The 24352-nt window shown below is 41.0% G+C and carries 26 protein-coding genes; 9 read left to right on the top strand and 17 right to left on the bottom strand.

Translation table 11 applies throughout. The features are described from left to right. Positions 1-8: 8 nt before the first annotated feature. The 3 genes from GWK08_RS01750 to GWK08_RS01740 are packed head-to-tail and all read right to left on the bottom strand — an operon-like array spanning position 9 to position 2752. Positions 9-1163, bottom strand: coding sequence for a peptidylprolyl isomerase (locus tag GWK08_RS01750; RefSeq protein ID WP_163605187.1), 1155 nt, complete (start codon positions 1161-1163; stop codon positions 9-11). A gap of 13 nt (positions 1164-1176) precedes the next feature. Then, a complete protein-coding gene (gldI, locus tag GWK08_RS01745; protein ID WP_163605186.1) occupies positions 1177-1734 on the bottom strand; it encodes a gliding motility-associated peptidyl-prolyl isomerase GldI in 558 nt (185 codons plus the stop codon). Between the two features lies 1 nt (position 1735). Then, positions 1736-2752 carry a DHH family phosphoesterase gene (locus GWK08_RS01740; RefSeq protein WP_163605185.1) on the bottom strand — a complete coding sequence of 339 codons (1017 nt, stop codon included), beginning with the start codon at positions 2750-2752 and terminating at the stop codon, positions 1736-1738. Positions 2753-2827: 75 nt separating this feature from the next. On the opposite strand from GWK08_RS01740, the gene GWK08_RS01735 reads away from it, so the two are divergent. Continuing rightward, a complete protein-coding gene (locus GWK08_RS01735) occupies positions 2828-3856 on the top strand; it encodes an alkaline phosphatase D family protein (RefSeq protein WP_163605184.1) in 1029 nt (342 codons plus the stop codon). A gap of 53 nt (positions 3857-3909) precedes the next feature. Continuing rightward, positions 3910-4329, top strand: a complete 420-nt coding sequence (locus tag GWK08_RS01730; RefSeq protein WP_163605183.1) for a nucleoside-diphosphate kinase — start codon at positions 3910-3912, stop codon at positions 4327-4329. A 110-nt stretch (positions 4330-4439) separates the two neighbouring features. Here GWK08_RS01730 and GWK08_RS01725 read toward each other — a convergent pair whose 3' ends face one another. The 3 genes from GWK08_RS01725 to recF are packed head-to-tail and all read right to left on the bottom strand — an operon-like array spanning position 4440 to position 6275. Next, entirely contained in the window at positions 4440-4736 is a 297-nt protein-coding gene (locus GWK08_RS01725) for a DUF721 domain-containing protein (protein ID WP_163605182.1), read from the bottom strand. After that, positions 4736-5161, bottom strand: coding sequence for a lipocalin family protein (locus GWK08_RS01720; RefSeq protein ID WP_163605181.1), 426 nt, complete (start codon positions 5159-5161; stop codon positions 4736-4738). Before GWK08_RS01720 ends, GWK08_RS01725 begins: the two co-directional genes overlap by 1 nt. 34 nt (positions 5162-5195) lie before the next feature. Beyond that, entirely contained in the window at positions 5196-6275 is a 1080-nt protein-coding gene (gene recF / locus GWK08_RS01715; RefSeq protein WP_163605180.1) for a DNA replication/repair protein RecF, read from the bottom strand. Positions 6276-6404: 129 nt separating this feature from the next. Here recF and GWK08_RS01710 point away from each other — a divergent pair, with 129 nt between their 5' ends. The 7 genes from GWK08_RS01710 to GWK08_RS01680 all read left to right on the top strand — a co-directional run bounded on the left by GWK08_RS01710 (position 6405) and on the right by GWK08_RS01680 (position 12661). Continuing rightward, positions 6405-7166, top strand: a complete 762-nt coding sequence (locus GWK08_RS01710; RefSeq protein WP_163605179.1) for a tetratricopeptide repeat protein — start codon at positions 6405-6407, stop codon at positions 7164-7166. Further along, entirely contained in the window at positions 7166-7648 is a 483-nt protein-coding gene (gene ribH, locus GWK08_RS01705) for a 6,7-dimethyl-8-ribityllumazine synthase (protein ID WP_163605178.1), read from the top strand. The genes GWK08_RS01710 and ribH overlap by 1 nt, the downstream gene beginning before the upstream one ends. Positions 7649-7833: 185 nt before the next feature. After that, positions 7834-8127, top strand: coding sequence for a hypothetical protein (locus GWK08_RS01700; protein WP_163605177.1), 294 nt, complete (start codon positions 7834-7836; stop codon positions 8125-8127). Then, the gene (gene mutL / locus GWK08_RS01695; protein ID WP_163605176.1) at positions 8127-9983 is read left to right on the top strand and encodes a DNA mismatch repair endonuclease MutL; all 1857 of its coding nucleotides are present in this window, start codon (positions 8127-8129) and stop codon (positions 9981-9983) included. Before GWK08_RS01700 ends, mutL begins: the two co-directional genes overlap by 1 nt. 3 nt (positions 9984-9986) lie before the next feature. Then, on the top strand, positions 9987-10766 hold the full coding sequence (locus GWK08_RS01690) for a rhomboid family intramembrane serine protease (RefSeq protein ID WP_163605175.1): 780 nt from the start codon (positions 9987-9989) through the stop codon (positions 10764-10766). Beyond that, positions 10766-11638 carry a rhomboid family protein gene (locus GWK08_RS01685; RefSeq protein ID WP_163605174.1) on the top strand — a complete coding sequence of 291 codons (873 nt, stop codon included), beginning with the start codon at positions 10766-10768 and terminating at the stop codon, positions 11636-11638. Before GWK08_RS01690 ends, GWK08_RS01685 begins: the two co-directional genes overlap by 1 nt. Before the next feature lie 3 nt (positions 11639-11641). Next, the gene (locus tag GWK08_RS01680; RefSeq protein ID WP_163605173.1) at positions 11642-12661 is read left to right on the top strand and encodes an endonuclease/exonuclease/phosphatase family protein; all 1020 of its coding nucleotides are present in this window, start codon (positions 11642-11644) and stop codon (positions 12659-12661) included. Here GWK08_RS01680 and GWK08_RS01675 read toward each other — a convergent pair. From GWK08_RS01675 to GWK08_RS01625, 11 genes are all read right to left on the bottom strand, one after another. Further along, complete coding sequence (locus tag GWK08_RS01675) at positions 12658-12969, bottom strand: DUF6122 family protein (RefSeq protein WP_163605172.1); 312 nt, start codon at positions 12967-12969, stop codon at positions 12658-12660. The two genes, GWK08_RS01680 and GWK08_RS01675, sit on opposite strands and share 4 nt — an antisense overlap. Further along, on the bottom strand, positions 12969-13592 hold the full coding sequence (locus GWK08_RS01670; RefSeq protein ID WP_163605171.1) for a WbqC family protein: 624 nt from the start codon (positions 13590-13592) through the stop codon (positions 12969-12971). The genes GWK08_RS01675 and GWK08_RS01670 overlap by 1 nt, the downstream gene beginning before the upstream one ends. A gap of 35 nt (positions 13593-13627) precedes the next feature. Then, positions 13628-15184, bottom strand: coding sequence for a signal peptidase I (gene lepB / locus GWK08_RS01665; protein ID WP_163605170.1), 1557 nt, complete (start codon positions 15182-15184; stop codon positions 13628-13630). 50 nt (positions 15185-15234) lie between these two features. Beyond that, positions 15235-15936 carry a 4-hydroxy-tetrahydrodipicolinate reductase gene (dapB, locus tag GWK08_RS01660; RefSeq protein WP_163605169.1) on the bottom strand — a complete coding sequence of 234 codons (702 nt, stop codon included), beginning with the start codon at positions 15934-15936 and terminating at the stop codon, positions 15235-15237. Position 15937: 1 nt separating this feature from the next. Next, positions 15938-16501: a DUF5683 domain-containing protein gene (locus GWK08_RS01655; protein WP_204335982.1), complete on the bottom strand. Its 564-nt coding sequence runs from the start codon at positions 16499-16501 to the stop codon at positions 15938-15940. Between the two features lie 23 nt (positions 16502-16524). Next, positions 16525-17430, bottom strand: coding sequence for a ParB/RepB/Spo0J family partition protein (locus GWK08_RS01650; RefSeq protein WP_163605168.1), 906 nt, complete (start codon positions 17428-17430; stop codon positions 16525-16527). Continuing rightward, positions 17431-18204, bottom strand: coding sequence for a ParA family protein (locus GWK08_RS01645; RefSeq protein ID WP_163605167.1), 774 nt, complete (start codon positions 18202-18204; stop codon positions 17431-17433). It abuts the gene before it with no gap. Positions 18205-18331: 127 nt separating this feature from the next. Continuing rightward, positions 18332-21175: a M16 family metallopeptidase gene (locus GWK08_RS01640; RefSeq protein WP_163605166.1), complete on the bottom strand. Its 2844-nt coding sequence runs from the start codon at positions 21173-21175 to the stop codon at positions 18332-18334. Between the two features lie 134 nt (positions 21176-21309). After that, complete coding sequence (locus GWK08_RS01635; RefSeq protein WP_163605165.1) at positions 21310-22191, bottom strand: SDR family oxidoreductase; 882 nt, start codon at positions 22189-22191, stop codon at positions 21310-21312. A gap of 29 nt (positions 22192-22220) precedes the next feature. Next, positions 22221-23690: a sodium/proline symporter gene (locus GWK08_RS01630; protein ID WP_163605164.1), complete on the bottom strand. Its 1470-nt coding sequence runs from the start codon at positions 23688-23690 to the stop codon at positions 22221-22223. Between the two features lie 57 nt (positions 23691-23747). Next, a complete protein-coding gene (locus tag GWK08_RS01625) occupies positions 23748-24350 on the bottom strand; it encodes a short chain dehydrogenase (RefSeq protein ID WP_163605163.1) in 603 nt (200 codons plus the stop codon). Positions 24351-24352: the final 2 nt, after the last annotated feature.

Raw genomic sequence — 24352 nt, 5'->3', positions numbered from 1 at the left:
TCTCGTTATTATTTCTTTATCTCGGTTATTTCCAGATCGAAAACCAAATCTGCGTTAGGCGGAATAACACCTCCGGCACCGGCAGATCCATATCCTAAGTGCGACGGAACGAATACCCTTGCTTTATCGCCTACTTTGAGTTGTTGCAGTCCTTCTCTGAAACCGGGGATAAGATTAGCTTCCGGACTATAGGTCATAGGTACAGGAAAGTAACCTCCTCTTTGCTCCTTAACAGCATTGTATTTATTGTGAAGCTCTTCAATTTCCTTGATATTACTGTCGAATAAACGGCCATCAGTAAAGTAACCGGCATAGTTAACCAGTACGTTTTGCCCTGTAGCAGGCTTTTGCCCGTTAGCCTGATTGATGTAAAATACTTTTAAACCGGAAGGAAGCTCTTTTGCCTGCCCTTTCTGGCTCTCAAATTCTTTTACCAGCTTCATTGCAGCCTCGCTGGCGGCGGCAATTTTCTCTTCCCTGATCTTTTTTGCCTCTTCTTCTCTTTTAGCTACTCCGTCAAAATAGTCGGTCATTACCTGTACTGCATCAAATTTTTTGGCATCACGACCATTGCGAATAATTTCAACACTTTTCAGTATGATATCCTTAACAGGTTTGTTTTTTAAACGTCCTTCTACTTTGGTTTCCGTAGTGGCAATAGAATCTACTACATCCATTCCTTTAACCACTTTTCCGAAAACAGAATACCCTCCGTTCAGGTTGGGGTAATCTACGTGAGTTATAAAAAACTGGCTTCCGTTGGTATTGGTCCCACCGGCATTGGCCATAGATATAACACCTCTGTTGTGAACAAGGCTATCTACAATTTCATTATCGAATTTATATCCCGGGCTTCCTCCTCCGGTACCGGTAGGGTCTCCACACTGGATCATGAAATTCTCCATCACCCTGTGAAAAATAATTCCGTCATAATACTTTTTTCCTTTGTACTCATCAGCTACAAAAGGACTGGTACCTTCTGCAAGGCTTACAAAATTGGCTACGGTAACCGGTGTAGCTTCATGTTCTAATTTTACAATTATTTCTCCTTTGCTGGTTTGCATGTCGGCAAAAACACCATCTCCCAGATCTGCATGATTTCCGGTTTTACATCCGGTTAAAACAATTATGAATAAAAGAATAAGGATTTTTAAATTTTTCATCATTTTAAGTTATTTATTTTGAAATGCTATCTTTTGAAATTTCTATAATATCTATAAGTGTAACGGTACTGATAAGAGGAATATTGGTTCCTATTTTATCATCGTCTCCATGATAACCATGGGCCATTGCCGATGGAAACAGGAAAGTCATGGTCTCTCCTTTGTTCAGTAGCTTTAAGGCTGTACGTAATCCGGGGAAAAGTTCTTCCTTATCTACCTTAATAACCGGTTCTCCTATCTCTTCTTTAGAGTAGATGGTCTGGTTGTCGAGTGTTCTGATATCGTATGTTAGCTTAATTACATCATCGCTTTTCGGATAATAAGAAACCGTATCGTTCTTTTTGTTGTAATAGTACCAATATCCGTTTGGAGAACTAAAATAGGTCTGTAAGCTGTCTTTTTCGATGATCGATTGGATCAGTTGTTCTTCGTGAGCCAGCAGTTGCCTGTTCCGGTCTACGGATTCCTTAAAAAATTCCCCCGATTTAACTGTAACCGGCCTTCTGGCCTGAGGCTCCCCGCACGCACTAAGCATGAGTAAGGAAAGAATGATAAAAAGTACTTTTTTCATGTTATTCGAGTTGGGATTTATAATTCTTTAATACTTCTTTAAAATAAGAAGTGGTTTCTTCCATGGATAGATTGCTTCTCCCGCCGGCTGCATTGTCATGTCCGCCGCCACCGAAATGTGCTCGTGCAAATTCATTTACGGAGAAACTCCCCTTCGAACGGAAGGATATTTTTATATAACTCTCTGTCGTATCTTCAATAAAAATCACTGCCAGTTTGGTTCCTCTTAGGGATAAGCCGTAATTAACAAGGCCTTCCGTATCTCCTTTTTTAAAATTATGCGCTTCCAGTTCTGCTTTGGAAAGAGTAATATATACGGTGTTAAACTCTTTTAGGACTACCATGTTTCTCAATGCACATCCCAGAAGCTGTAAACGGCTCAGAGAATTATTGTCGTAAACCGCTTCGTGAATACTGGCGTTTTCGGCTCCCTGATCTATGAGATCGGCAACTACCCTGTGTGTGGTACTTGTTGTTGTGGGAAAACGAAAAGAACCTCCCGAGTCGGTCATTATACCTGTATAGAGGCAGGTAGCTACATTTTTGTCTATTTTTTCAGGCTCTCCCATCTGCTGAATGAAATGATAAACCATTTCGCAGGTAGAACTCATTCCTATATCCGAATACATAAAACGGGCATAATCATCAGGTTGCTGATGATGATCGATCATAACAAAGGTAGCATCCGAAGCCTCAAGAGCTTCTCTCATATTTTCTACCCTTCCGAAGGAATTAAAATCGAGGGTAAAGATCAGATCGGCCTTTTTAATAAGTTCGCTTGACTTTTCGGTTTCCGAATCAAACCTGAGAACGGTTTCATTTCCCGGCATCCATTTTAAAAAATCAGGATAATCATTAGGCGCTATAACCACTGCATCCTGTCCTTTGGATCTCAGGTAATGAAAAAGCCCTAATGTACTACCTATAGCATCTCCGTCAGGATTCTTATGAGGCACGATAACAATTTGCTTTGGGGCGGATAATTCTTCCTTTAATTTATGTATTTCGTTCATTTTCATTGGCCGCTAAGATACAATTTTATAACATAGTATTAATTTTAGAACTCTTACATTTACCCTAAAATTATCATAACAATGAAGAAAAGGGTTTTTATTTCTTTTGCTTTAATTCTTTTTGTGTTTTCTCCCATAGTTTACGGTCAATCCGGGGAGGAAGAAGGAAAATCTGATTTTGTTATTGCTTTTGGCTCCTGCAATAAAGCCGATGTAGAAAATAAACTGTGGGATGATATTCTAGCCCAGCAACCCAATTTATGGATCTGGGGAGGAGATAATATCTATGCGGATACCGAGGATATGCAAAAAATGGAAAGGGACTATAAGGCCCAGCTGAATATTGCGGCATATCAGGAGCTGTTAAAAAAGGCTATGGTAATGGGTACCTGGGATGATCACGATTACGGCGTGAATGACGGAGGCGTGGAATTTGAAAAGAAAAAGGAGAGTCAGCAGTTATTCCTAGATTTCCTGGGAACTGCCGAAAATGACCCCAGAAGAAACAGGGAAGGGGTTTATACCGCTCAGGTATTTGAAACAGATAAAGGAAGCATTAAGGTAATTGTACTGGATACCCGTTATCATCGTACCTCCCTGACAGTAGATAAGGAAACCAAAAAAAGATATAAGCCGAATGCCTATGGTAAGGGAAGCCTCCTTGGGGAAGTCCAATGGCAGTGGCTGGAAAGAGAATTACGAAATTCTACCGCCGATTTTAATGTGATCGTGAGCAGTGTACAGCTTATATCTGATAAACACGGCTGGGAAGGCTGGGGGAATTTTCCACATGAGGCAGATCGCTTTTTTAAGATCGTAAAAGAGAGCAAGGCCCGGGGAGTTATGGTATTATCTGGAGATCGGCATATTTCCGATTTTTCGATGAAACAGGAGAAAGGCATTCCGTATCCGATCATCGATTTTACTTCCAGCGGACTCACACATTCGGCAACACAGAACAAAGGAGAAGAAAACCCGTATCGGGTCGGAAAGCTTGTAAATCAGATAAGTTTCGGACTTATACGATTTGATTTTGAAACTAAATCTGTGGTTATGGAAATGCGGGGAGATGACGAGAAAGTTTATCAAAAGTTAAAGCAAAGCTATTAGCGCTTGCATTTATAATTAAAAGCCTTACTTTTGCCCAAAATTTTTAAGAAAAGATGGCAACAAACAGAACTTTTACAATGATCAAGCCCGATGCTGTTGAGAATGGACATATCGGAGCGATATTGGAAAAAATTACTGCTGCAGGATTTAAGATCGTGGCAATGAAGTATACACAACTTAGCAAAAGAGATGCTCAGGAGTTTTACGCGATCCACAAGGAGCGTCCGTTTTTCGGAGAGCTGGTTGAGTTTATGACAAGAGGTCCTATTGTAGCGGCAATCCTTGAAAAAGACAATGCAGTTGAGGATTTCAGAGCTTTGATCGGTGCTACTAACCCTGCTGAAGCGGCAGAAGGAACTATCAGAAAGTTATTTGCTACTTCTATCGGAGAAAATGCAGTTCACGGTTCTGACAGTGATGAGAATGCAGCTATCGAAGGAGCATTCCACTTCTCAGGAAGAGAGATATTCTAAGCGAACAAAGCTTCAAAAAATACAGATGACCTTATCGGGTGTATAATGCACGGATAAGGTCATTTTTTTATTAGCTGCTCCTGGTTAGCCGGAAAGCTTAGCTTTTGAGTTTAACGCAGGATCAGGTCTTTAACTATTTCCTTACCGAGTTCTTCGTTGATCATTTTTATGATCTTTTCCTTTCCATAGCTCAGTTCTTCCCGTAAAACGGCAGAAGTAAGATTAACGTAGAGTGTAGATTGTTTTAACTGAATATCGGCCGTGTAGTTATTAACACCGTTCCCCATAAGGTTTTTCCAGGCATCCCTTACTTCAATTTTGTCGATACCGCTTTGAAGCTTGTTTGCTTTTATAAAATCCTTCAGGACTTCGCTTATGGAAATATTTTCGTCGTTACGCCTGGCCATTAATCCGTTTTTATTTCAAGTTTTTCAAACCTTTTGTAAATATACTTCAAATTCGCTTCATTGGTAATGATCAGTTGCTCTTTATTTAAGCTGCGGATGGTCTCCGTCCAGCTGGACAGTGCATTTTTGTAGTTAATGGTATACACCCCGTTATTTTCACTTATGGTAAAGGCTTCTGCATCATCAGATGTCAGGAAATTACCATTCAGCTGAGGTTGAAGCTTTTTTCGATATCCGCTGCTATCACTTTCAAACTTAAAATGATCAATAGTCTGGTTAATGGTGTATTCTTTGCTGTTCCCATCGGGCATTTCTACCTTTTCAATTTCCCAATAGCCTTCCAGAAAACCGATTTCCTGAACCTTATTGTCGGAACAGGCTAAAAGGAAGAAACACAAAATACTGTAGAGGATCGTTTTTTTCATTTGTCGGATAGCTTATGTTCTGCAAAATTACAACTCAGAGCTCGAACATCCGATACGATTGGTGTATTTCTTTTACAACGGCTTCTGTTCGGTCGGCATGGGTGTCACTGATAAATAATTGCCCGAAATCTTCATTGTCCACCATCTTGATGATATGGGCTACCCTGTTCTCGTCAAGCTTGTCGAAAATATCATCCAGCAACAGGATGGGGTTTACTTTGCTCAGCGATTTCATAAAATCGAATTGAGCCAGCTTTAAGGCAATAAGAAAAGATTTCTGCTGTCCCTGACTGCCGAATTTTTTTACCGGATAATTCTCTATCTTCAGGCTGATATCATCTTTGTGGATCCCTACGGTGGTATATTGGACCACCCTGTCTTTGGAAAGGGAATTTTCTAAAAGTGTATCCATTTCCCCTTCCAGAAGCTGACTTTCATAACTGAGGTCTACCACCTCTTTAGCTCCCGAAATATCGGTATACCTCTTTTTAAAAATAGGAATGAATTCTTCCAGAAATGCTTTACGCTCTTTAAAGATCAGGCCCCCGAGCTCACTTAGCTGTGCATTGTAAACGGCCAGGGTGTCGGGGTCAAAAGTATTATTCAGGAAGAAATATTTTAAAAGGGAATTACGTTGGCTGAGTATCTTATTATACCCGATCAAATGGGTTAAATAAGCCTTGTTAGACTGCGATATTACACTGTCTATAAATTTCCTCCGGGTTTCACTTCCTTCGGTAATAAGGTTCCTGTCTGCGGGCGAAATTATGACCAGGGGAATAAAACCTATATGATCTGATAGTTTGTCATAGGCTTTGGAATTTCTCTTAATTACCTTTTTTTGCCCCTTTTTCAGGCTGCAGATCAGTTTTTCTTCGCGCTCATCCTTTTCAAACTCGCCATCTATCACATAGAAGTCCTCTCCGTGCTTTATATTCTGGGAGGCAATGGGATTAAAGTAACTTTTTCCGAAGGACAGAGTGTAAATGGCATCGAGCACATTGGTTTTTCCAATCCCGTTGTTTCCTACCAGGCAATTGATCTTGCTGTCAAACTCAAAATTCTGAGAGGAAAAATTTTTATAATTGATGAGTGAGAGTTTCTTTAAAAACATTGTTGAATTCTAATAGGCGGATGATGAGCCGAATTTCTGCAAAATAATGGTAAATTATTGAAAATTATCAAATAAATAGGCTTTCCTTTTTCAAATAAAATTTTATTTTTGCCGCACAAATCACGAATTATGGCAACATATAAGAAAAGAGGAAACAAATCTGCTAAACAAAAGGTTGAAAATCAGTTAGAGGAACAGAGCACAACTGCAGAGGTTTTTAGTACCCTGGATGAAGGTGCTTCGAGAACGGAGGAATGGGTTGCCAGAAACCAGAAATATATATTGGGGATCATCGGAGTTATAGTTGTCGGGATCCTTGGATATCTGGCCTATAATCAGTTTGTTCAGAAGCCGAAAGAAAGAGAAGCTTCTAACGAATTATTCTTCGCACAGCAATATTTTGATCAGGCTGTAAACACAGCAGATAACGATTCATTATACAACCTGGCCCTTAACGGAGGTGAAGGGAAATACGGATTATTAGATATTATCGATAAGTACAGTGGTACTAAAGCGGCTAACCTTGCTAAGTACAGTGCAGGAATGGCTTACCTGAATATGAATAAGTATCAGGAAGCAGTATCTCACCTGGAAGGTTTTTCATCAGATGATGAGATCCTTGGAGCACTTGCCAAAGGTGGCCTGGGAGATGCTTTTGCACAATTGAACCAGCTGGATGACGCACTTAATTATTATGAGAAAGCCATCTCACACAGTACAAACGATTTTACTACTCCGAGATTTTTATTAAAAGCGGGAAAAACTGCCTTGAGCCTTAATCAGTATGACAAAGCAGCAAAGTTTTTTAACCGTATTAAAGAAGAGTTCCCTAATACAGTGGAAGGAAGAGATATAGATACTTTTATTGGAAAAGCTGAAACGCTTAAGTAATGGCTACCGAAAATAAAAATCTATCACATTACGATAAAAATTCAGTCCCAAACGCGAAAGATCTTCGGTTTGGGATTGTTGTTTCTGAATGGAACGAAAATATTACCGAAGGTTTATTTAGCGGGGCCTATGAGGCTCTGATAGACTGTGGTGCGCAAGCGGAAAATATTGAACGCTGGAATGTACCGGGAAGCTATGAACTGACCTTTGGCTGTAAAAAAATGCTTCAAACCCGCAAAGTTGATGCGGTAATTGCTATCGGAAGTGTTATTCAGGGAGAGACCAAGCACTTTGATTTCGTATGTAGTGCAACTGCCCAGGGGATCAAGGAACTGAATATACAATTCGATACTCCTGTTATTTTTTGCGTACTCACAGATAACAACATGCAACAGGCCATTGAGAGAAGTGGCGGAAAGCATGGGAACAAGGGTACCGAAGCCGCCATTGCTGCAATTAAGATGGCAGTATTGGGAAAATAAAGCTTCTTTCCGTGGCATAGATATTGCTGATTAATCTGTACAGGCAATATATTTTAATCATTTTATTTCCTGCAATTATAGTTTCAGTGAGGCCGGAGCCTAGTACTTTGTTAACATTTTTTAGGAACTCAACCAAGGCTATATCTGCTATTTTAAGTATTTTTGATTAATACATTTTTAATGTTATGAGACTTCCGACACTTTTTAAGCAGCAAAAAAACAAAACTTATAATTACACTCCGCGTTATTATGATGAGCGTAAGGAACGTCTGGAAAACCTGATGCAGCGTAAGGAAGTCAAGGATGATGAAGATTATTTTAAAGGATACCGAAGAAAGAGTTACAGAGAAGACTGGAAGACTATTCGCAAAAAAGGGGCAGATAAAGACGCTCGTCTACGCCTCTATGTTATTGTTATTCTCCTGTTGATGTTCACCCTGGTAGCTTTGAGGTATGTTAACTTAGACAAGTTTTTTTAATGGCCGATATTATTCAGCTTTTACCAGACCATGTAGCAAACCAAATAGCTGCAGGTGAGGTGGTACAACGCCCCGCATCTGTGGTAAAGGAATTAGTGGAAAATGCAATTGATGCAGGATCCTCTTCCATTAAACTTGTGGTCAAAGACGGAGGAAAAACCCTTATCCAGGTAATAGATAACGGTGTGGGAATGAGCCATACCGATGCCCGTTTGAGTTTTGAACGGCATGCAACTTCCAAGATCCGTTCTGCAGAAGATCTCTTCCAGTTAAACACAAAAGGTTTTAGAGGAGAAGCTCTGGCTTCTATTGCGGCTATTGCTCATGTAGAGATGAATACCCGCCAGGAAACGGAAGAACTGGGTACACAGATCAGGATTGAAGGGGGAAAGCTTGTTTCTCAGGAAGTGACTACCACCCCCGAAGGCACCTCCATCTCTGTAAAGAACCTATTTTTTAATATCCCTGCCAGAAGGAATTTCCTGAAATCCAATCAGGTGGAGTTACGCCATATCATTGATGAATTCCAGAGAGTTGCCCTGGCACATCCGGGTGTTCACTTCGAAATGTATCACAACGGAAATGAATTATTTGCCCTTCCGGTCTCTAACCTCAGGCCGCGAATTGTTCATATTTTCGGGACCAAGACCAATGAAAAACTGGTTCCTGTAGAGGAGAATACCGAAGTGGTTAAGATCTCCGGTTTTATTGGAAAACCCCAGTTTGCAAAGAAGAGCAGGGGGGAGCAGTTTTTTTTTGTAAACAACAGGTTTATTAAAAGCCCGTACCTGCATCATGCGATCTTAAGCGCGTTTGAAGGCCTGATCAAAGAACAGACGTATCCGAGTTATTTCCTGTACCTGGAAGTAGATCCGACTACCATAGATATTAATATACATCCCACAAAAACAGAGATAAAGTTTGATGACGAGCACACTTTGTACGCAATTCTCAGGTCCGCAGTCAAACACAGTCTGGGGCAGTTCAATATTGCGCCGGTGCTCGATTTTGAAAGGGATTCCAACCTGGATACCCCTTATGATTTTAAGGATAAGGGAGCAAACTTTCCAACGATTGAAGTCGATTCGAATTTTAATCCTTTTGAAGAAAAGGAAGGCAAGGTAAAAACCCAGACAAAACCTGTTTATAAAAAGGAAAATACCGCGGGCTGGGAAAGCCTGTATGTAGGCCTGGAAACCGGGGATACAAAAGAAGAGCAATTTACCCAGCTGGAAGTCGAGTCGGAACACCTTTCGGGGAATTTATTCCCGGAGGAAGAAGAAAAAGGACAAACAACGGCATCTACCTATCAGATGCATCGAAAATATATTGTTACCAGTATTAAATCGGGAATGGTGATCATAGATCAGTACAGAGCGCATCAACGTATATTATACGAGCAGTTCCTGAGAAATATCACGGTAAAAGAGGCATTGAGCCAGCAATTACTTTTTCCGCTGGTTCTGAATTACTCAAAAACGGAGACGGTTTTAATAAAGGAGTTAAAGGAAAGCCTGCAGCATACAGGTTTTGCTTTTTCAAAGATTGAAGATGAAAGCATAGAAATTACCGGAATTCCGATGAATGTAAGTGAAAGCGAGGTCAGTATCATTCTCGATCAGTTACTGGCTGATTTTCAGGAGGAGATACCCGACAGTAGCTTTTCACAGGCAGATCTGCTGGCCAAGACACTGAGCAAGGCCCTGGCAGTTAAAACAGGAGAATTATTACAGAAGGAATCGCAGGAGGCCCTGGTAAACGATTTGTTTGCATGCAAGGAACCCACACTGTCTCCTTTAAACAAACCAACATATATTACTATAACCGGAGAAGAACTGGATAAAAAATTTTTGTAAGAGATGATGAGAATCACTGAAACGGTAAAGCACCTGATTATTATCAATATATTAATGTGGATCGCCACATTGACCATAGGAGCTAGCGAAAACCTTTTTAATAACCTATTTGCCCTTCATTTTCCGAAAAATGACCTTTTTCAACCATGGCAGATCCTTACGCATATGTTTATGCACGCCTCTTATGTACCTACACCCGGAGGCGGATCGACAGTGTATTTTCAGCATATTCTTTTTAATATGTTTGCTTTATGGATGTTCGGAGGCCCGGTGGAACAGGCTTTCGGAAAGAGGAAATTTATTTTCTTTTATATTTCAGCCGGTCTGGGTGCCGCTCTGATCGCTCTGGGAGTGGATTATGCACAATATCAGATCGGAATGAGCGAACTGACGGCTTCCGGGATAAGTGTTGAAAATATAGAGCAGGCAGTCAGAGAGCTGAAACCCGGCTATGGATTTACAGACGGAAATATGGCGAAGGTTGCTAATTCATACAGAACTACGATGGTAGGTGCTTCCGGAGCAATAATGGGGGTGCTGGTAGCGTTTGGAATGTTGTACCCCGAATCCCGTTTAATGTTGATCTTTTTCCCTGTTCCTATTAAGGCCAAATATTTTATTCCGGCTATTATAGGACTGGACCTGTTCTCTGCATTGACCGGGTATTCTATTTTCAGTCCGAGTAATACGGCTTATATTGCCCACCTTGGAGGTGCTTTCTTCGGATTTGTGATGATGTGGTACTGGAAGAGAAATCAGTTTAATAAAAATCGCTGGGATTAATGAGTATATCTAATGATCTGAAATATAAATACGCACGACTTTCGGTAGTTGAGAAGTTAATTGTCATTAATATCATTGTATATGTGATCAATGCACTGCTCCCTTTTCTTTTTGGGCTGGACAGGAATTTTATTGTCAACAAATTTCAATTACCTGAACGTTTTTCGGATTTTATCACTCAACCCTGGTCGCTTATCACATACGCCTTTTTTCATGGCGGGATATGGCATATTTTCTGGAATATGTATCTGCTGTTCTTTTTCGGACGCATGTTTACCAATTTGTTCGGGGGACGCCGTTTTTTAAATGTGTATTTCCTGGGCCTTATCACCGGAGGACTCTTCTTTCTGTTGAGTTATAATATCTTCCCGGTTTTCTTTACCAAGAATTCGGTGCTTATCGGGGCATCCGCAGGAGTTATGGCCATTCTTGTATTTGTGTGTACCTATATACCTAACCAGGAAATAAGACTTATCTTTTTTAATATAAAGCTCTGGTACCTCGCAGTATTTTTTGTTTTACTTGACCTGGTACAAATTCCGGTAAGTAATGCCGGAGGACATATTGCACACCTGGGAGGTGCGCTTCTGGGCTTTATGTATGCCAAAAAACTTCATGACGGAAAAGATATAGGCGTATGGTTTGAAAGACTCGTATCCGGCTTTTTAAACCTTTTTACAGCAAGAAAGAGATCGCCCCTGAAAACCGTTCATAAAAAACAGGGCAGAGCTACTCAGTCCAAAGGAAAGAACGCAGATAAGAATGAACATCAGCAAAAAATAGATGATATTTTAGATAAGATCAGTAAAAGTGGATATGAAAGCCTATCCAAAGAGGAAAAGGATTATCTGTTCAAGGCAGGTAAGGAGTAGGATATGAGTAAACTTCGTTTAGTAAATAAGGGTATTTTTCTTTTAAACTCGGTATTTGCAGCTTTTTTGCTGCTCTCCTATGCCTTGCCCTATATTTTTTCCAGAAGTTTCCCTTCGCTTTCGGTATTAAGCCTTACGGTTCCTATACTTATCGTTATTAACCTCATGTTTATGCTCTACTGGATCCTCCGCTTAAAAAAACAGTTCCTGCTGTCTTTCCTGATCCTTTTACTGGGATATCAACATGTTTTTTCTTTTTATAAACTCCCGTTTGGTAAGACGAAGGAGAGGGCAGAAGCTGTTTCACTTATGAGCTATAATGTAAGACTGTTCAATGTCTATGAATGGATAGATGATGAGGGGATAGCAGATAAAATAAGCACTTTCCTGAAAGACCAGGACCCGGACATCCTTTGCCTTCAGGAATTCTACTTTGAGAAAGAGGCTATGTTCGATCATTATCCGTATCGTTATATTAAATACAAAACAGAGAACCAGAAGACGGGACAGGCCATTTTTTCCAGATTCCCTATTGTTGACAGGGGCTCCCTGGAATTCCCGGATACGGGGAATAACGCAATTTATGCGGATATCGTAAAAAACGATGATACGGTCCGTATCTATAACCTGCATCTGGAATCCCTGAGAATAAATCCGGAAAAGGAAGATCTGAGCCAGAAGAATTCCGGACGGCTCTTAAAACGGATAGGAACCTCGTTTGCCATTCAGCAAGCACAGGCAAATATCTTTAATAAGCACCAGGAGACCTGCATGTATAAAAAGATAGTTTGCGGCGATTTTAACAATACCCAATACTCCAATATCTACAAAAAGATAAGAGGGGATATGAAAGATACTTTTGAAGAGGCCGGAAAGGGTTTCGGAAAGACCTTCGATTTTAAATATTTCCCGGTCAGAATAGATTTTATTATGGTAGACGGAGAGATGGAAGTAATCTCTCATAAGAACTTTAAGGAGCGGTATTCCGATCACTACCCGGTAAGCAGCTCCCTTATCTTCTAAGGCATTAAGAGGCAATCGATAGCATCTGCCAGGATGTGCAGCAGTAGTGCCAGACCAACAATCCGTGTTCTCTTTACAGCAAATAAAACAACATAAAGTAAAATAAGAGGATAGCTGTGTAAAAAGTGAAAACCCACACTGCAACGATCCGGATCGAAAACAGGGGAAGCCCATAAATGATCTATATCGATAAGGATCCCTGATATTAGAATGAGATAGGTTCTAAAGTACTTTTTTCTGTAGAAAACATAGGCAATCAGAAAAGGGAAAATAAAGTGAAAGCCGTAATGAATAAAAAAACGAAGCATTATCTAGCCTTTATTTTCTGATTCTCCAGGTAGCTGCTACTGTTAGGACCTTCATTAAAGATAAGATCCAGAATACTCAGATTTTCCAGAAAGCCGTGTTTGTCACCAAAAACCTGGGTATAGGTTTCAAAACCGTGTACGGGTTCCCGTTTGGCTTCAATCAGCCACCTAAGATCATTAATATTTTCCGGTTGCTTTTCAAACAGTGTTGTTTTTTCGAATTGCAGGTCTGTTTGAAGAATATCCGATATGAGTTCAATGGTCTTAAAATTGAGGTCCATTAAAAACTCGTGCTTTTTCTCAAAAACCGGTGCCAGCTCATCCTCATAGAATTCAAAAAAGGGAGAAGTCCTATAGGCAGTTTGTATACTTTTCCAATGTTGTTTCTGCCAGTTAAAGCTGTGTTCAAGCCTGACATCCTTATATTTTTGCCTGTTCTCTCCTGTGTGTTTAATAGGAACGGTAAGCGATTGTTTTCCGTTCGCTCCGTAAATATACATCCGGTTCCTGTAGGTTTGCTTCTGATAATTGTCTTCTGCTTCAAAGATGAGAACCTCCGAATTTACCAGGCTAACAAAGTGCGCCACGGATGGAAAATAGGCGGGATGAATTAAAGTTTTCAACGGTTACCTATATTATTCTTAAACAATTTATGTGATCAGGCTTTTTTCCTCTTTTTGCGGATATAACTGAAGAGGAACCATCCACCCAGTAATATTACAAAATATTTGAAGTAGGAAACAGGCTTTCCTTCACCACCAACAGTGGTAAACAGCCTTTCCCATCTGATCTTGTTCATAATACCATTGGCATTACTATCCCAGCTCATCCAGATAAATACCGGCTTTCCTACAACATGATCGTAAGGAACATAACCCCAGTATCTGCTGTCTTCGGAATTATGCCTGTTGTCTCCCATCATCCAGTAATAGTCCTGCTTAAAGGTATAACTGTCTGCCAACTGATCGTTAATAAAGATCTGATTACCTTCAACTCTGAGAGTATTTCCCTCATATTCTTCGATGATACGGCTGTAAAGCGGAAGTACTTCAAGGTCTAAAGCTACCGACTTTCCGGCCTGAGGAATATAGATAGGACCGAAATTATCCTGGTTCCAGTTAAAATTATTGCTGTGAGGAAAGATACGCGGATCATAACTTCCTTTTGGTGATATATTCCTTTGAACATCTATAATACTCGGGTTGTTTTGTAACCTGTCGGCTGCAGCTTCCGATAGCGAAATAAACTCCAGTTGATTGTTACTCACCATTCCTCCTTCACCCGGATTTACATCATATCTGTCATAAAGATATTGAGAGGAATAATTCGTTTGCCCGTTCGTAGTTGCCGAATAAGAGAACTGTAGCTTTGCACGGTCGGGAAGATCGGATCTCTTTCCGTTTATATAAACATAACCATCCCTCAATTCCAGGGAATCTCCCGCAATACCCACACATCTTTTAACGTAATTGGACTTCTTATCGATAGGTTTCTGGATATGGATATTAGAACGATCCCTGAAGAAACGTACTGTATCCGTTGGCCAGCTAAACACCACTATCTCGTTGCGTTTTATATTCTGAAAGCCTGGTAACCTGAAATAAGGTAACTGAGGCTTGTTTGTATAAGATTTTATTTTTGCCACCGGAATGGTATCGTGAACCATTGGTGCCGCTACCGTAGTCATTGGAGTACGGGCGCCATAATGAAACTTGCTCACAAAGAGAAAATCTCCAACCAGAAGGGTCTTTTCCAACGAAGAGGTCGGAATTACATAGGGCTGCATAAAATAGGTATGAACCATAGTGGCAGCTACTATTGCAAAGAGAATAGAACTTACCCACTCGCCTGTATTGGTACGAGGTTTTAAACTTCTGTCCTCAATATAATTAACGTCTAAAGCGTAGTTTACATAAAAAATATAGAAACCGAGAGTGAGTATTACCAGGATAGTATCGTTTCTGGAATTCCTGCCGAAGCTTCTTATGGTCTCTACCCAGATCACCGGAAACATGATAAGGTTGATGATAGGGATAAACAAGAGGATAACCCACCATTTAGGCCTGTTGATGATCTGCATTAAAACAATAGCATTGTAGATAGGGACGATCGCTTCCCAGGCTTTTCTTCCTGCTTTAACGTATAGTTTCCAGGTTCCCAGAAAATGTACTATCTGGATAACTATAAAAAATATGAGCCATTGTGTCATTGTCATAATTTACGTCTTTATGTTTTGTGCCCTGTTCTTTTAAATTGTTACTCTTTTTAACTGAGATTTAACACATCTTTCATATTAAAAACCCCGGTTTTTCCGATGATCCATTCGGCCGCGATAACGGCTCCAAGAGCAAAACCCTGTCTGCTATGGGCTGTATGTGTAATTTCTATACTATCTACCTCGCTGTTGTAATTGATGGTATGAGTACCGGGAACATTCTCTATCCTTTTTGCTACGATAGGGATCTCGTTGGTTCCGGCTTCATCCAGTTTCCAGGCAGTCTTATCGGTATGCTTTAAAATCCCTTCGGCCAGGCTTATAGCTGTTCCACTGGGAGCATCCAGTTTCTGGGTATGATGGATCTCCTCCATACTGATATCGTATTGAGATAGATTACTCATCATTTTGGCCAGATATTCATTTAGCTGGAAAAAGATATTAACCCCCAGACTGAAATTGGAGGCATAGATAAAGGCCCCTTTATGCTCGTTGCAGAGATCTACCGCTTTGTCGTAATTCTCCAGCCAGCCCGTAGTTCCCGAGATAACCGGAACCTTATTCTCAAGGCAGGTGGATATATTGCTAAAGGCAGCGGAAGGTAAGCTAAAATCTATGGCCACATCTGCATCGGAAATATTGTAATCTGAAGAGTCTTTATCTATTTTAAGTACGATCTCGTGTCCGCGATCCAAAGCAATTTTTTCTATTGCTTTACCCATTTTACCGTACCCTAAAAGTGCTATTTTCATTTCAAAATTTATATTTTATGGAGAAGCCTGTACTTAATCTGTAATCTATGGGATTCCGGAAAATCACAGGCTGAAAAGTAAGATCATCGTCAATATTGAACTGCTTGAGGTGGGCGTCTACATTGGCGTCTATAATATTGAGTACATAGAGTCCCACGGTAATTATCAATGCCAGTTCCCGGTTTCTCTGAAAGGTCTCCTGAGCATCCTGTAAGGCCTGATCTGACACATCGGGCCCGGACATATCTCCGTTAATATCGAAGAATTCATCATCCTGAAAACCTGCAAGACGCCTTTTAAAAGCATCCCTGAACCGATTATATTCGTTGGAATTATCTATATAAAAAAAGATTCCTGTTCCCAGGGCTCCGTAAACAATAGGGATCTTCCAGTAACTCTTGTTATAAGCTTGCCCGAGACCGGGTAAAACTGCCGAATAAAAAGCCGCTTTACTGGGAGATAGGGGATTGTATCTGCTTTTTAACAGTAGACTATCTGTAACCAGAATAGTATCCCTTTCTTTTTTTTGAGCGCTAACGGAAAGAGAAAAGAAAAAAAAGATCAATAAAATGAATGGTTTGCCTGCCACTATTTAAAAAGTTTTTTTAGGCGAATAAAATCTTCCTTGGAATGGAAAGGAATGATCAGTTTACCCTTCCCGTTCTTTGCTACTTTAACGTCTACTTTAGAAGAAAAGTATTCGGTTATCTCATCTATACTATCAGAAATATATGTAGGAAGTTGAGGAGAGGCAGTTTTTCCGGCAGGGCTTTCAGGATCTTTGTTCTTTTCCTGGTAATTTCTAACCAGGGTTTCCGTATCCCTAACCGATAAAGATTCGGTAATGATCTTTTCGTAAATTTCTAATTGTACCTTTTTGTCTTCAATGTTGATAAGTGCCCTTCCGTGTCCCATACTTACAAAACCGTCTCTCATTCCTGTTTGAATGATAGGATCGAGTTTAAGAAGTCTGAGGTAGTTGGCTATGGTAGAGCGTTTTTTCCCTACACGGTCACTTAACTGTTCCTGCGTAAGCTGAATTTCATCTATTAAACGCTGATAGGACAGGGAGATCTCGATAGGGTCGAGGTCCTGACGCTGAATATTTTCTACCAGTGCCATTTCCAGGGATTCCTGATCGTTTGCGATCCTGATGTAGGCTGGGATCTTTTCAAGGCCTACCAGTTTGGATGCCCGAAAACGCCTTTCTCCCGATACGAGCTGGTACTTATCGAAGTCTAATTTTCTAACGGTAATCGGCTGAATAACCCCTAACTCCTTAATGGAAGAGGCCAGTTCTTTTAAGGTCTCTTCATTAAAATTGGTTCTGGGCTGAAACGGATTCACCTCAATGGAGGTAATATCGAGTTCCACTATATTTCCAACAACTTTATCGGCATTTTTATCGTTTACAGACTGGATATCGTTTTCCGGGTCTTTAAGTAATGCTGATAATCCTCTTCCTAAAGCTTGCTTCTTAGTTGCCTTTGCCATTTATACCGTTTCCTTGTTTTTTTTAATTATTTCGTGGGCCAAATTTAAGTAATTTGTCGCACCCTTGCTTGTCGCATCGTAATCGATGATGGTTTCACCGAAACTCGGAGCTTCGCTCAGACGTACATTTCTCTGGATAATGGTCTTGAATACCATTTCACTGAAGTGTTTCTGAACTTCCTCCACTACCTGGTTAGACAAGCGTAACCTGGCATCATACATAGTTAGCAGCAGGCCTTCAATATCAAGATCCGGGTTATGTATCTTTTGTACACTCTTAATGGTATTAAGCAGTTTTCCCAGCCCCTCCAGTGCAAAGTACTCGCATTGGATAGGAATAATCACAGAATCTGCTGCAGTAAGTGCATTTAACGTTAATAATCCCAGTGAGGGCGCACAATCCACCAGAATGTAATCGTATTCATCCCTCAGGTCATTAATAGCATTCTTCAACATATACTCTCTTGAATCCTTGTCTACCAATTCAATTTCTATGGCCACAAGGTCAATATGAGCCGGGATAAGGGAAACATTCGGGGATTCGGTTCCTACTACAGTATCTCTGGCAGAAACAGTGTGTTCAAGTAATTGGTAACTTCCAGTCTCAACCGTTTCAACATCAATACCTAAACCGGAAGTGGCGTTGGCCTGGGGATCAGCGTCAATAAGCAATACCTTCTTCTCCAGTACTCCGAGGGAAGCTGCTAAATTGACAGAAGTAGTAGTTTTACCTACTCCACCTTTTTGGTTTGCGATAGCAATAATCTTGCCCATAAGCATTTATAGATTTAGTGCGATAAAAATACAATTATTTATGGGTTTAAAAAATCAATTTTGTTAACAGTTTTACAAATGAAAAAGAGCGGCTTTTGGGCCGCTCTTTAAAATTTTAAAATACAATCTATTCTGTCTCAGGAAATAAGACAGATTTTATATAACCTTTGGTAAGGTATTTCTTTGCTACTGCCTGAATGTCTTTGGCATTCAATGCTTCTACATTGCTTTCAAACTTAGACAGATCATTCAAGTTGTTCCCGAGGTAGTCTGCATTCTTAAGGGTAGCCAGCCAGAAACGGTTCTGTTTCATCTGCTCTTTGCGTTCCAGTAAAAGGCTTTCCTTTACTTTGGTTACATCTGCTTCCTCAGGTCCGTTATCTACGATCTTCTGAACTTCCGCCAGTGCCGCAGCTGTTAGCTTTTCAACATTTTCAGGTCCGCAAGGGAATGAGATCGTAAAATTAAAGGATGAATATGGGAGCTTACCGATAGAACCACGGGCACCAACTCCGTAAACACCACTTTCTTCTTCCCTGAGCTTTTCAACCAGCTTAATGGTCAGGATCTTTCCAAGGGCACTCAATAAACGGGCTTCTTTTCTGTCATATGTGGTTTCCCCACTATATGCGATACTTACCTGACTTTTAGGATCTTTTCCTTTTTTTACTGTAAACTCGTGCGAACCGGATTTAGGCCTGAAGTCGTATACCTTAAAATTCTCCTTCGTACCATTTGATGGGAGGGAAGCCAGATAAGTTTCCGCCAGTTCGGCAATCTTTGCTTCATCTATGTTCCCGACAAAGTAGAAATTAAAATCGCCCGCATTGGCAAAGCGCTCCTTGTATTTTTCATAAGCCAGATCGTAATTGGCTTTATCATAGGCTTCATCGGTTGGAAAACCTAAAAATCTCGGATTCCCCTCATTCAGGAATTTACCACGCTCTATGGAAAAATAAAACTGAGGATTGGATTTAAGATTGGCCAGGAACCCTTTTTGTTTACTTACATAGGAAGTATAAGCATCCTTGTCTTTATTGAGTTTTGTGAAATACAAATGCACCAGCTGGAACAAAGATTCCAGGTCCTTTGGAGTTGAAGATCCTCTGAATCCTTCGGTCAATGAAGTTATAAAGGGTCTTACGTTAACGATCTTCCCTGATAATACTTTCCTCAGATCATTTACGGAAAGCCCATCTACACCTGCTTCAGCCAGTCCGCCATTAGCCAGTGCCGCTTCTTTTAATACCTGATCGGAATAGAGGGAAGTTCCCCCTAAACTATAAGCTTCAAACAAGATCTGATCGTTTTTAAAATCGGTTTTCTTGTAAACCACTTTTGCACCGTTGCTCAGAGTAAGGGTTGTGATTCCCAGTTTATCATTGGTCTCTCTGGAAGTAATATTTCCTTTAGAGGGCAATGAGGTCATTAACTGAGTTCTTGTATTCCCGTCTTCATAGGGTTTGATGTCGGCTGTCTGAACTTCCTTTAAAAGCGCACTTACTTCGTCTTTGGTAACTTTTTTAAGTCCGTCTTTCTCCGGGCCCGTAAGTATTACTGTTCTGTTATCATCATGTAAAAAGTCCTTGATAAGGGCATTCACTTCTTCCAGCTTGATATTCGGAAGCTCGGCCTGAGCAAAATTATATGTCCATTCGATGCCGGTTATAGGACTTCCGTTAAGGTAATTGTTTATGTAAGAACCGACAATACGGTTAGATTCCTGCTTGTCCCTGTCCTTATAAGCTCTTTCCAGGCTCGCCAGGTAATTCTTTTTGGCTCTTTTAAATTCAGATTCCTGAAAACCATAGCGCTTTACCCTTTCGTTCTCTTCCAGTAATGCCCTAAGTCCTGCTAGCTGTCCCGTTTCGCTTGTAGTAGCGCTGGACTGATAAGCTTCCTTATCACGAGCCAGTGTTCCTCCGTGAAAGGAAAAACCAAATACAAAAGGCGGGTTAGGTTTATTTCTCAATTCGCTTAAACGATTGTTGATCATCTGAGTAAACAGATTCTCAACAAGGTTGGCGCGGAAATCCTGAACAGTTTCTGTCTTTCCCTTTTTTCCTTTGTCCGTGTATTGTACCTGCACCCTGGTAAAAGGAGCTTCCTTATCGCTTTCTATAGCTATATAGGTCTCTTCGTGATTAGGAATGGTGAAGCTTTCTCTCTTTCTTGGATTTTTAGAGGCTTTTATCCCTCCGAAATGATCCTTTATTTTCTTTTCAAGCGTTTCCACATCCAGGTCTCCTACAGCTACTACGGCCATCAGGTCCGGACGGTACCAGTCTTTATAGAACCTTCTTAAGCTCTCGTAGCTGAAATTCTCCAGGCTTTCCTTGGTCCCGATCGGTAAACGCTCTGCGTATTTGGAGTTATTTGCGATAATAGGAAGGTACTTTTGAAGCATTCTGGTATCGGCTCCCAGGCTTAACCTGTATTCCTCCAGAACAACACCTCTTTCCTCATCGATATCTTTTTCGGTTAAAAGGGCGCCGCTTGCCCAGTCTTCCAGGATCTGGAATCCTTTTTCCAGTTTTTCAGGATCGTCACTGGGGATAGGGAGGATATAAACGGTCTGGTCAAAACTTGTATATGCATTCAGGTCGGCCCCGAATTCAACTCCGATACTCTGAAGGTAATCTACCAGTTCATTCTTCTTAAAATTCTTTGTCCCGTTAAAATTCATATGCTCCATAAAGTGAGCCAATCCTCTCTGATCGTCGTCTTCAAGAATAGAACCTACATTTACGGCAAGTCGCAATTCTACTTTGTCTTCAGGTTTTCCGTTATTTCTGATGTAATAGGTAAGGCCGTTTGATAATTTCCCGATCTTGACATTGGGATCTACCGGTAATTTTTCAGTTCCTATAGAACCATTAAATTGTTTGTCTGGTGTTTTGGTGACCTGGCCGTACATTGATCCGAATACCAATGCAGACAACAACAGGCTCAACCATTTGTTGTTTTTCATGATTTAATTAGTGTTTTGCTTTAGTTACCTTAATTATTTATTAGTAATATTACTACAATAAAAATGCCAAATGTATTTCAATTTGGCACTATTATTTATAAATTATTAACAAAGAATTTTTCCGACAGGGAAATTTATTTGGTTTTTTTAGCCCTTATCATGGCTTCCAGCATATCCCACATTTGTTCCGGTACAGCTTCGAGCAGATTGAACTGTCCTGCGCCTTTTAACCATTCACCACCGTCCAGGGTAATTACTTCCCCGTTCACATAGGCCGAAAAATCGGAAACCAGGTAAGCAGCAAGATTGGCCAGTTCCTGGTGATCACCCACGCGTTTGAGAGGGACTTTTTTAGCCAGGTCAAATTTTTCTTTAAGTTCTCCGGGTAACAGACGGTCCCAGGCTCCTTTAGTCGGAAATGGCCCCGGTGCTATGGCATTGGAGCGTATTCCGTATTTGGCCCATTCCACCGCCAGACTTCGGGTCATGGCAAGAACTCCGGCCTTTGCTGTAGCCGAAGGAACCACATAAGCCGAACCAGTCCACGCATAGGTAGTTACGATATTGAGTACGGTTGAATGTTCCTGTTTTGCTTCTATCCAGTGTTTTCCGAATGCCAGCGTACAGTTCTTGGTTCCCTTAAGCACAATATCTATGATGGTATCAAAAGCATTTGCAGAAAGACGCTCGGTAGGAGAAATAAAGTTCCCGGCAGCATTGTTCAGTAAGACATCTACCTTCCCGAAAGCATCCAATGTAGCCAGAAGCATCGCCTCCACCTGATCGTAATGACGCACATCGCATTGAAGCGCGAGGCACTCACCTCCGGTTTCTTTTTCCAGTTCTTCGGCCGTGGTCTTAAGCTTTTCCAGGTTTCGGGAAGTAATAGCTACCTGAGCTCCCAGTTCCAGGAAGTATTTTGTCATTGCTTTTCCCAGGCCGCTTCCGCCTCCGGTTACTACGATGGCTTTTCCTTTTAAGGCATCTTCTTTTAGCATTTTGGCTTTATAATCCATAGTGATATCTTGATGTTTTTCTAAAATTACTAATTATTGTGTTGTGAAATGGTTTTTGCAGGCGGAATGGCCAGCGTGCTTATCAATGCAATGGTAAGGGCTACAAAGAAAGTCAGGATACGGGAAGTAATATGTTCTTCCATTCCCGAACTTATCCATATGATAGTAAATAACATTCCACTGATAATGGTTATCAATGCAGCTTTTCCGTGAAAACGCTTCCAGAAAAGAGTCATTAAAATAACCACCGAAAAAGTACCTCCGATCCCTGCCCATACATAGGAAACCAAAGTAAAAATAAGGTCGGAAGGGGAGATATAGGCCAGGAATAGTGCTATAACCGCCAAAAGTGCGGTAACTACCCTGGAACGGATCAATTTGGTTTTTGGACTTATCTCTTTTTTGGAAATGGGTTTTATAAGATTTTCGGAAAGCTCCGTTGCCGACAGGATCAGTAAAGAATCTGCAGTCGAGATCATTGCTGCAATTGCTCCGGTGATAAGGATAGCAGCTATAAAGGGAGGAAATATCTCCAGGATAACTGCCGGCATCACAAACTCACGATCTTCCAGACCGGTAGGACCGAAGATGGCAATTCCTATCCACCCGAGACATAATGCCCCGATATAGGCGATTACTGTCCACAGGATCCCGATATTACGTGCCTGTTTGGCCTGCCTTGTATTTTTTATTGCCATAAAACGCATACTCAATTGCGGCTGACCTCCCAGATATCCGAAGAACCATGAAAAACCACTCATGATCACGATCCCCGCACCAAAACCTTTAAGTCCGCCGATAAGGGAATTATACTCCGGACCTGCCTTTTGCAAGGCTCCTGATATGGTTTGAGCAAAGAGTTCGGGATGATCACTAATATAAATATACCCCATAATAGGACCTACAATTAGGGTAATGATCATTACGATCGCCTGGATCACATCGGTATATACTACACTTCTGAATCCCCCGTAGATGGTATAGGGAACAATCATTGCAGCGGTGATAAGCATTCCCATTTTAGGATCTATATCAAACATGGTGTGGAGTGTCTTTCCTCCACCCAGGAATTGTGCTCCTACATAGAAGAAAAAGAAAAAGACAATGGTAAAGCTCCCGACAATGCGGATCCATTTCCCAACCTCCCCATGGCGTTTGGCCAGGTATTCCGTAAAAGTGCTAATCTTGTATTTTTCGGCTTCATCCCTTAATCTCCATGCCAATACGATCCAGGCAAAAATAATACCTGCAACACAACCGATGGCGGTCCATATTTCCAGCAGACCGGTGGCATAAGCTGCACCCGGAAGCCCCAGTAAAGCCCAGGAGGATTCTCCGGTAGCCCTTTCCGATAAGGCCGCTACCCATCCTGGAAGATTCCTTCCGGCAATAGCATAGTCTTCACTTGATTTTACTTTTCTTCCCTGGTATAATCCCCATAGGATAAGGAGGCTCATGTAGGAGATCATTACAATGAGCAGTTGAAGCTGATAATCCATGTTAGCGTTACTATTTAGAATGAAGTTCTAAATATACTAAAACAATTACTTCCGGATTTATTCTAAAATACGAACGACCTCGCCGTTTATTTTACCTTCAATACTTTTTATATAGCCGTTGATGACTTTATGCATGGGAACCGCATTATGCCCCGGGAAATAATCCTGATATTTATCTACCGCGTCCTCCACAAGGCCTGAAGATACTGCATTGATCCTTACGCCATTCTGCAGTTCCAGGGCAGTAGCCTTGACAAAACTGTGAATTCCACCGTTTACAAGGGCAGCACTTGTGGTCATAACTACCGGATCGTCTGCCAGTATCCCTGTGGTAAGCGTAAAAGAACCGTTGGGATTGATATAATGCTGGCCTATTCTAACCAGATTGACCTGTCCCATCAGTTTGCTTTTGATGCCGATATAAAAATCCTCTTCGGTAAGCTTATCAAAATAATCCCATTTTGCCTCTCCGGCGATGCAGACAACAGCATCGATACCGGAAACAGCTTCATACATTTTAGTAATGGAATTGCTGTCGGTTATATCCACCTGAATATCGGCTTCTTTTCTTCCGGCCAGGATAACTTCGTGCTTTTCGGCTAAACGGGCAGCTACCTTTTTTCCGATAGTGCCTTTACCTCCTATGATAAGGATCTTCATTT

Origin of the sequence: Leptobacterium flavescens (genome assembly GCF_010671605.1) — a bacterium.
Classification (GTDB): domain Bacteria; phylum Bacteroidota; class Bacteroidia; order Flavobacteriales; family Flavobacteriaceae; genus Leptobacterium; species Leptobacterium flavescens.
This window is presented reverse-complemented; position numbering and strand designations above follow the sequence as displayed.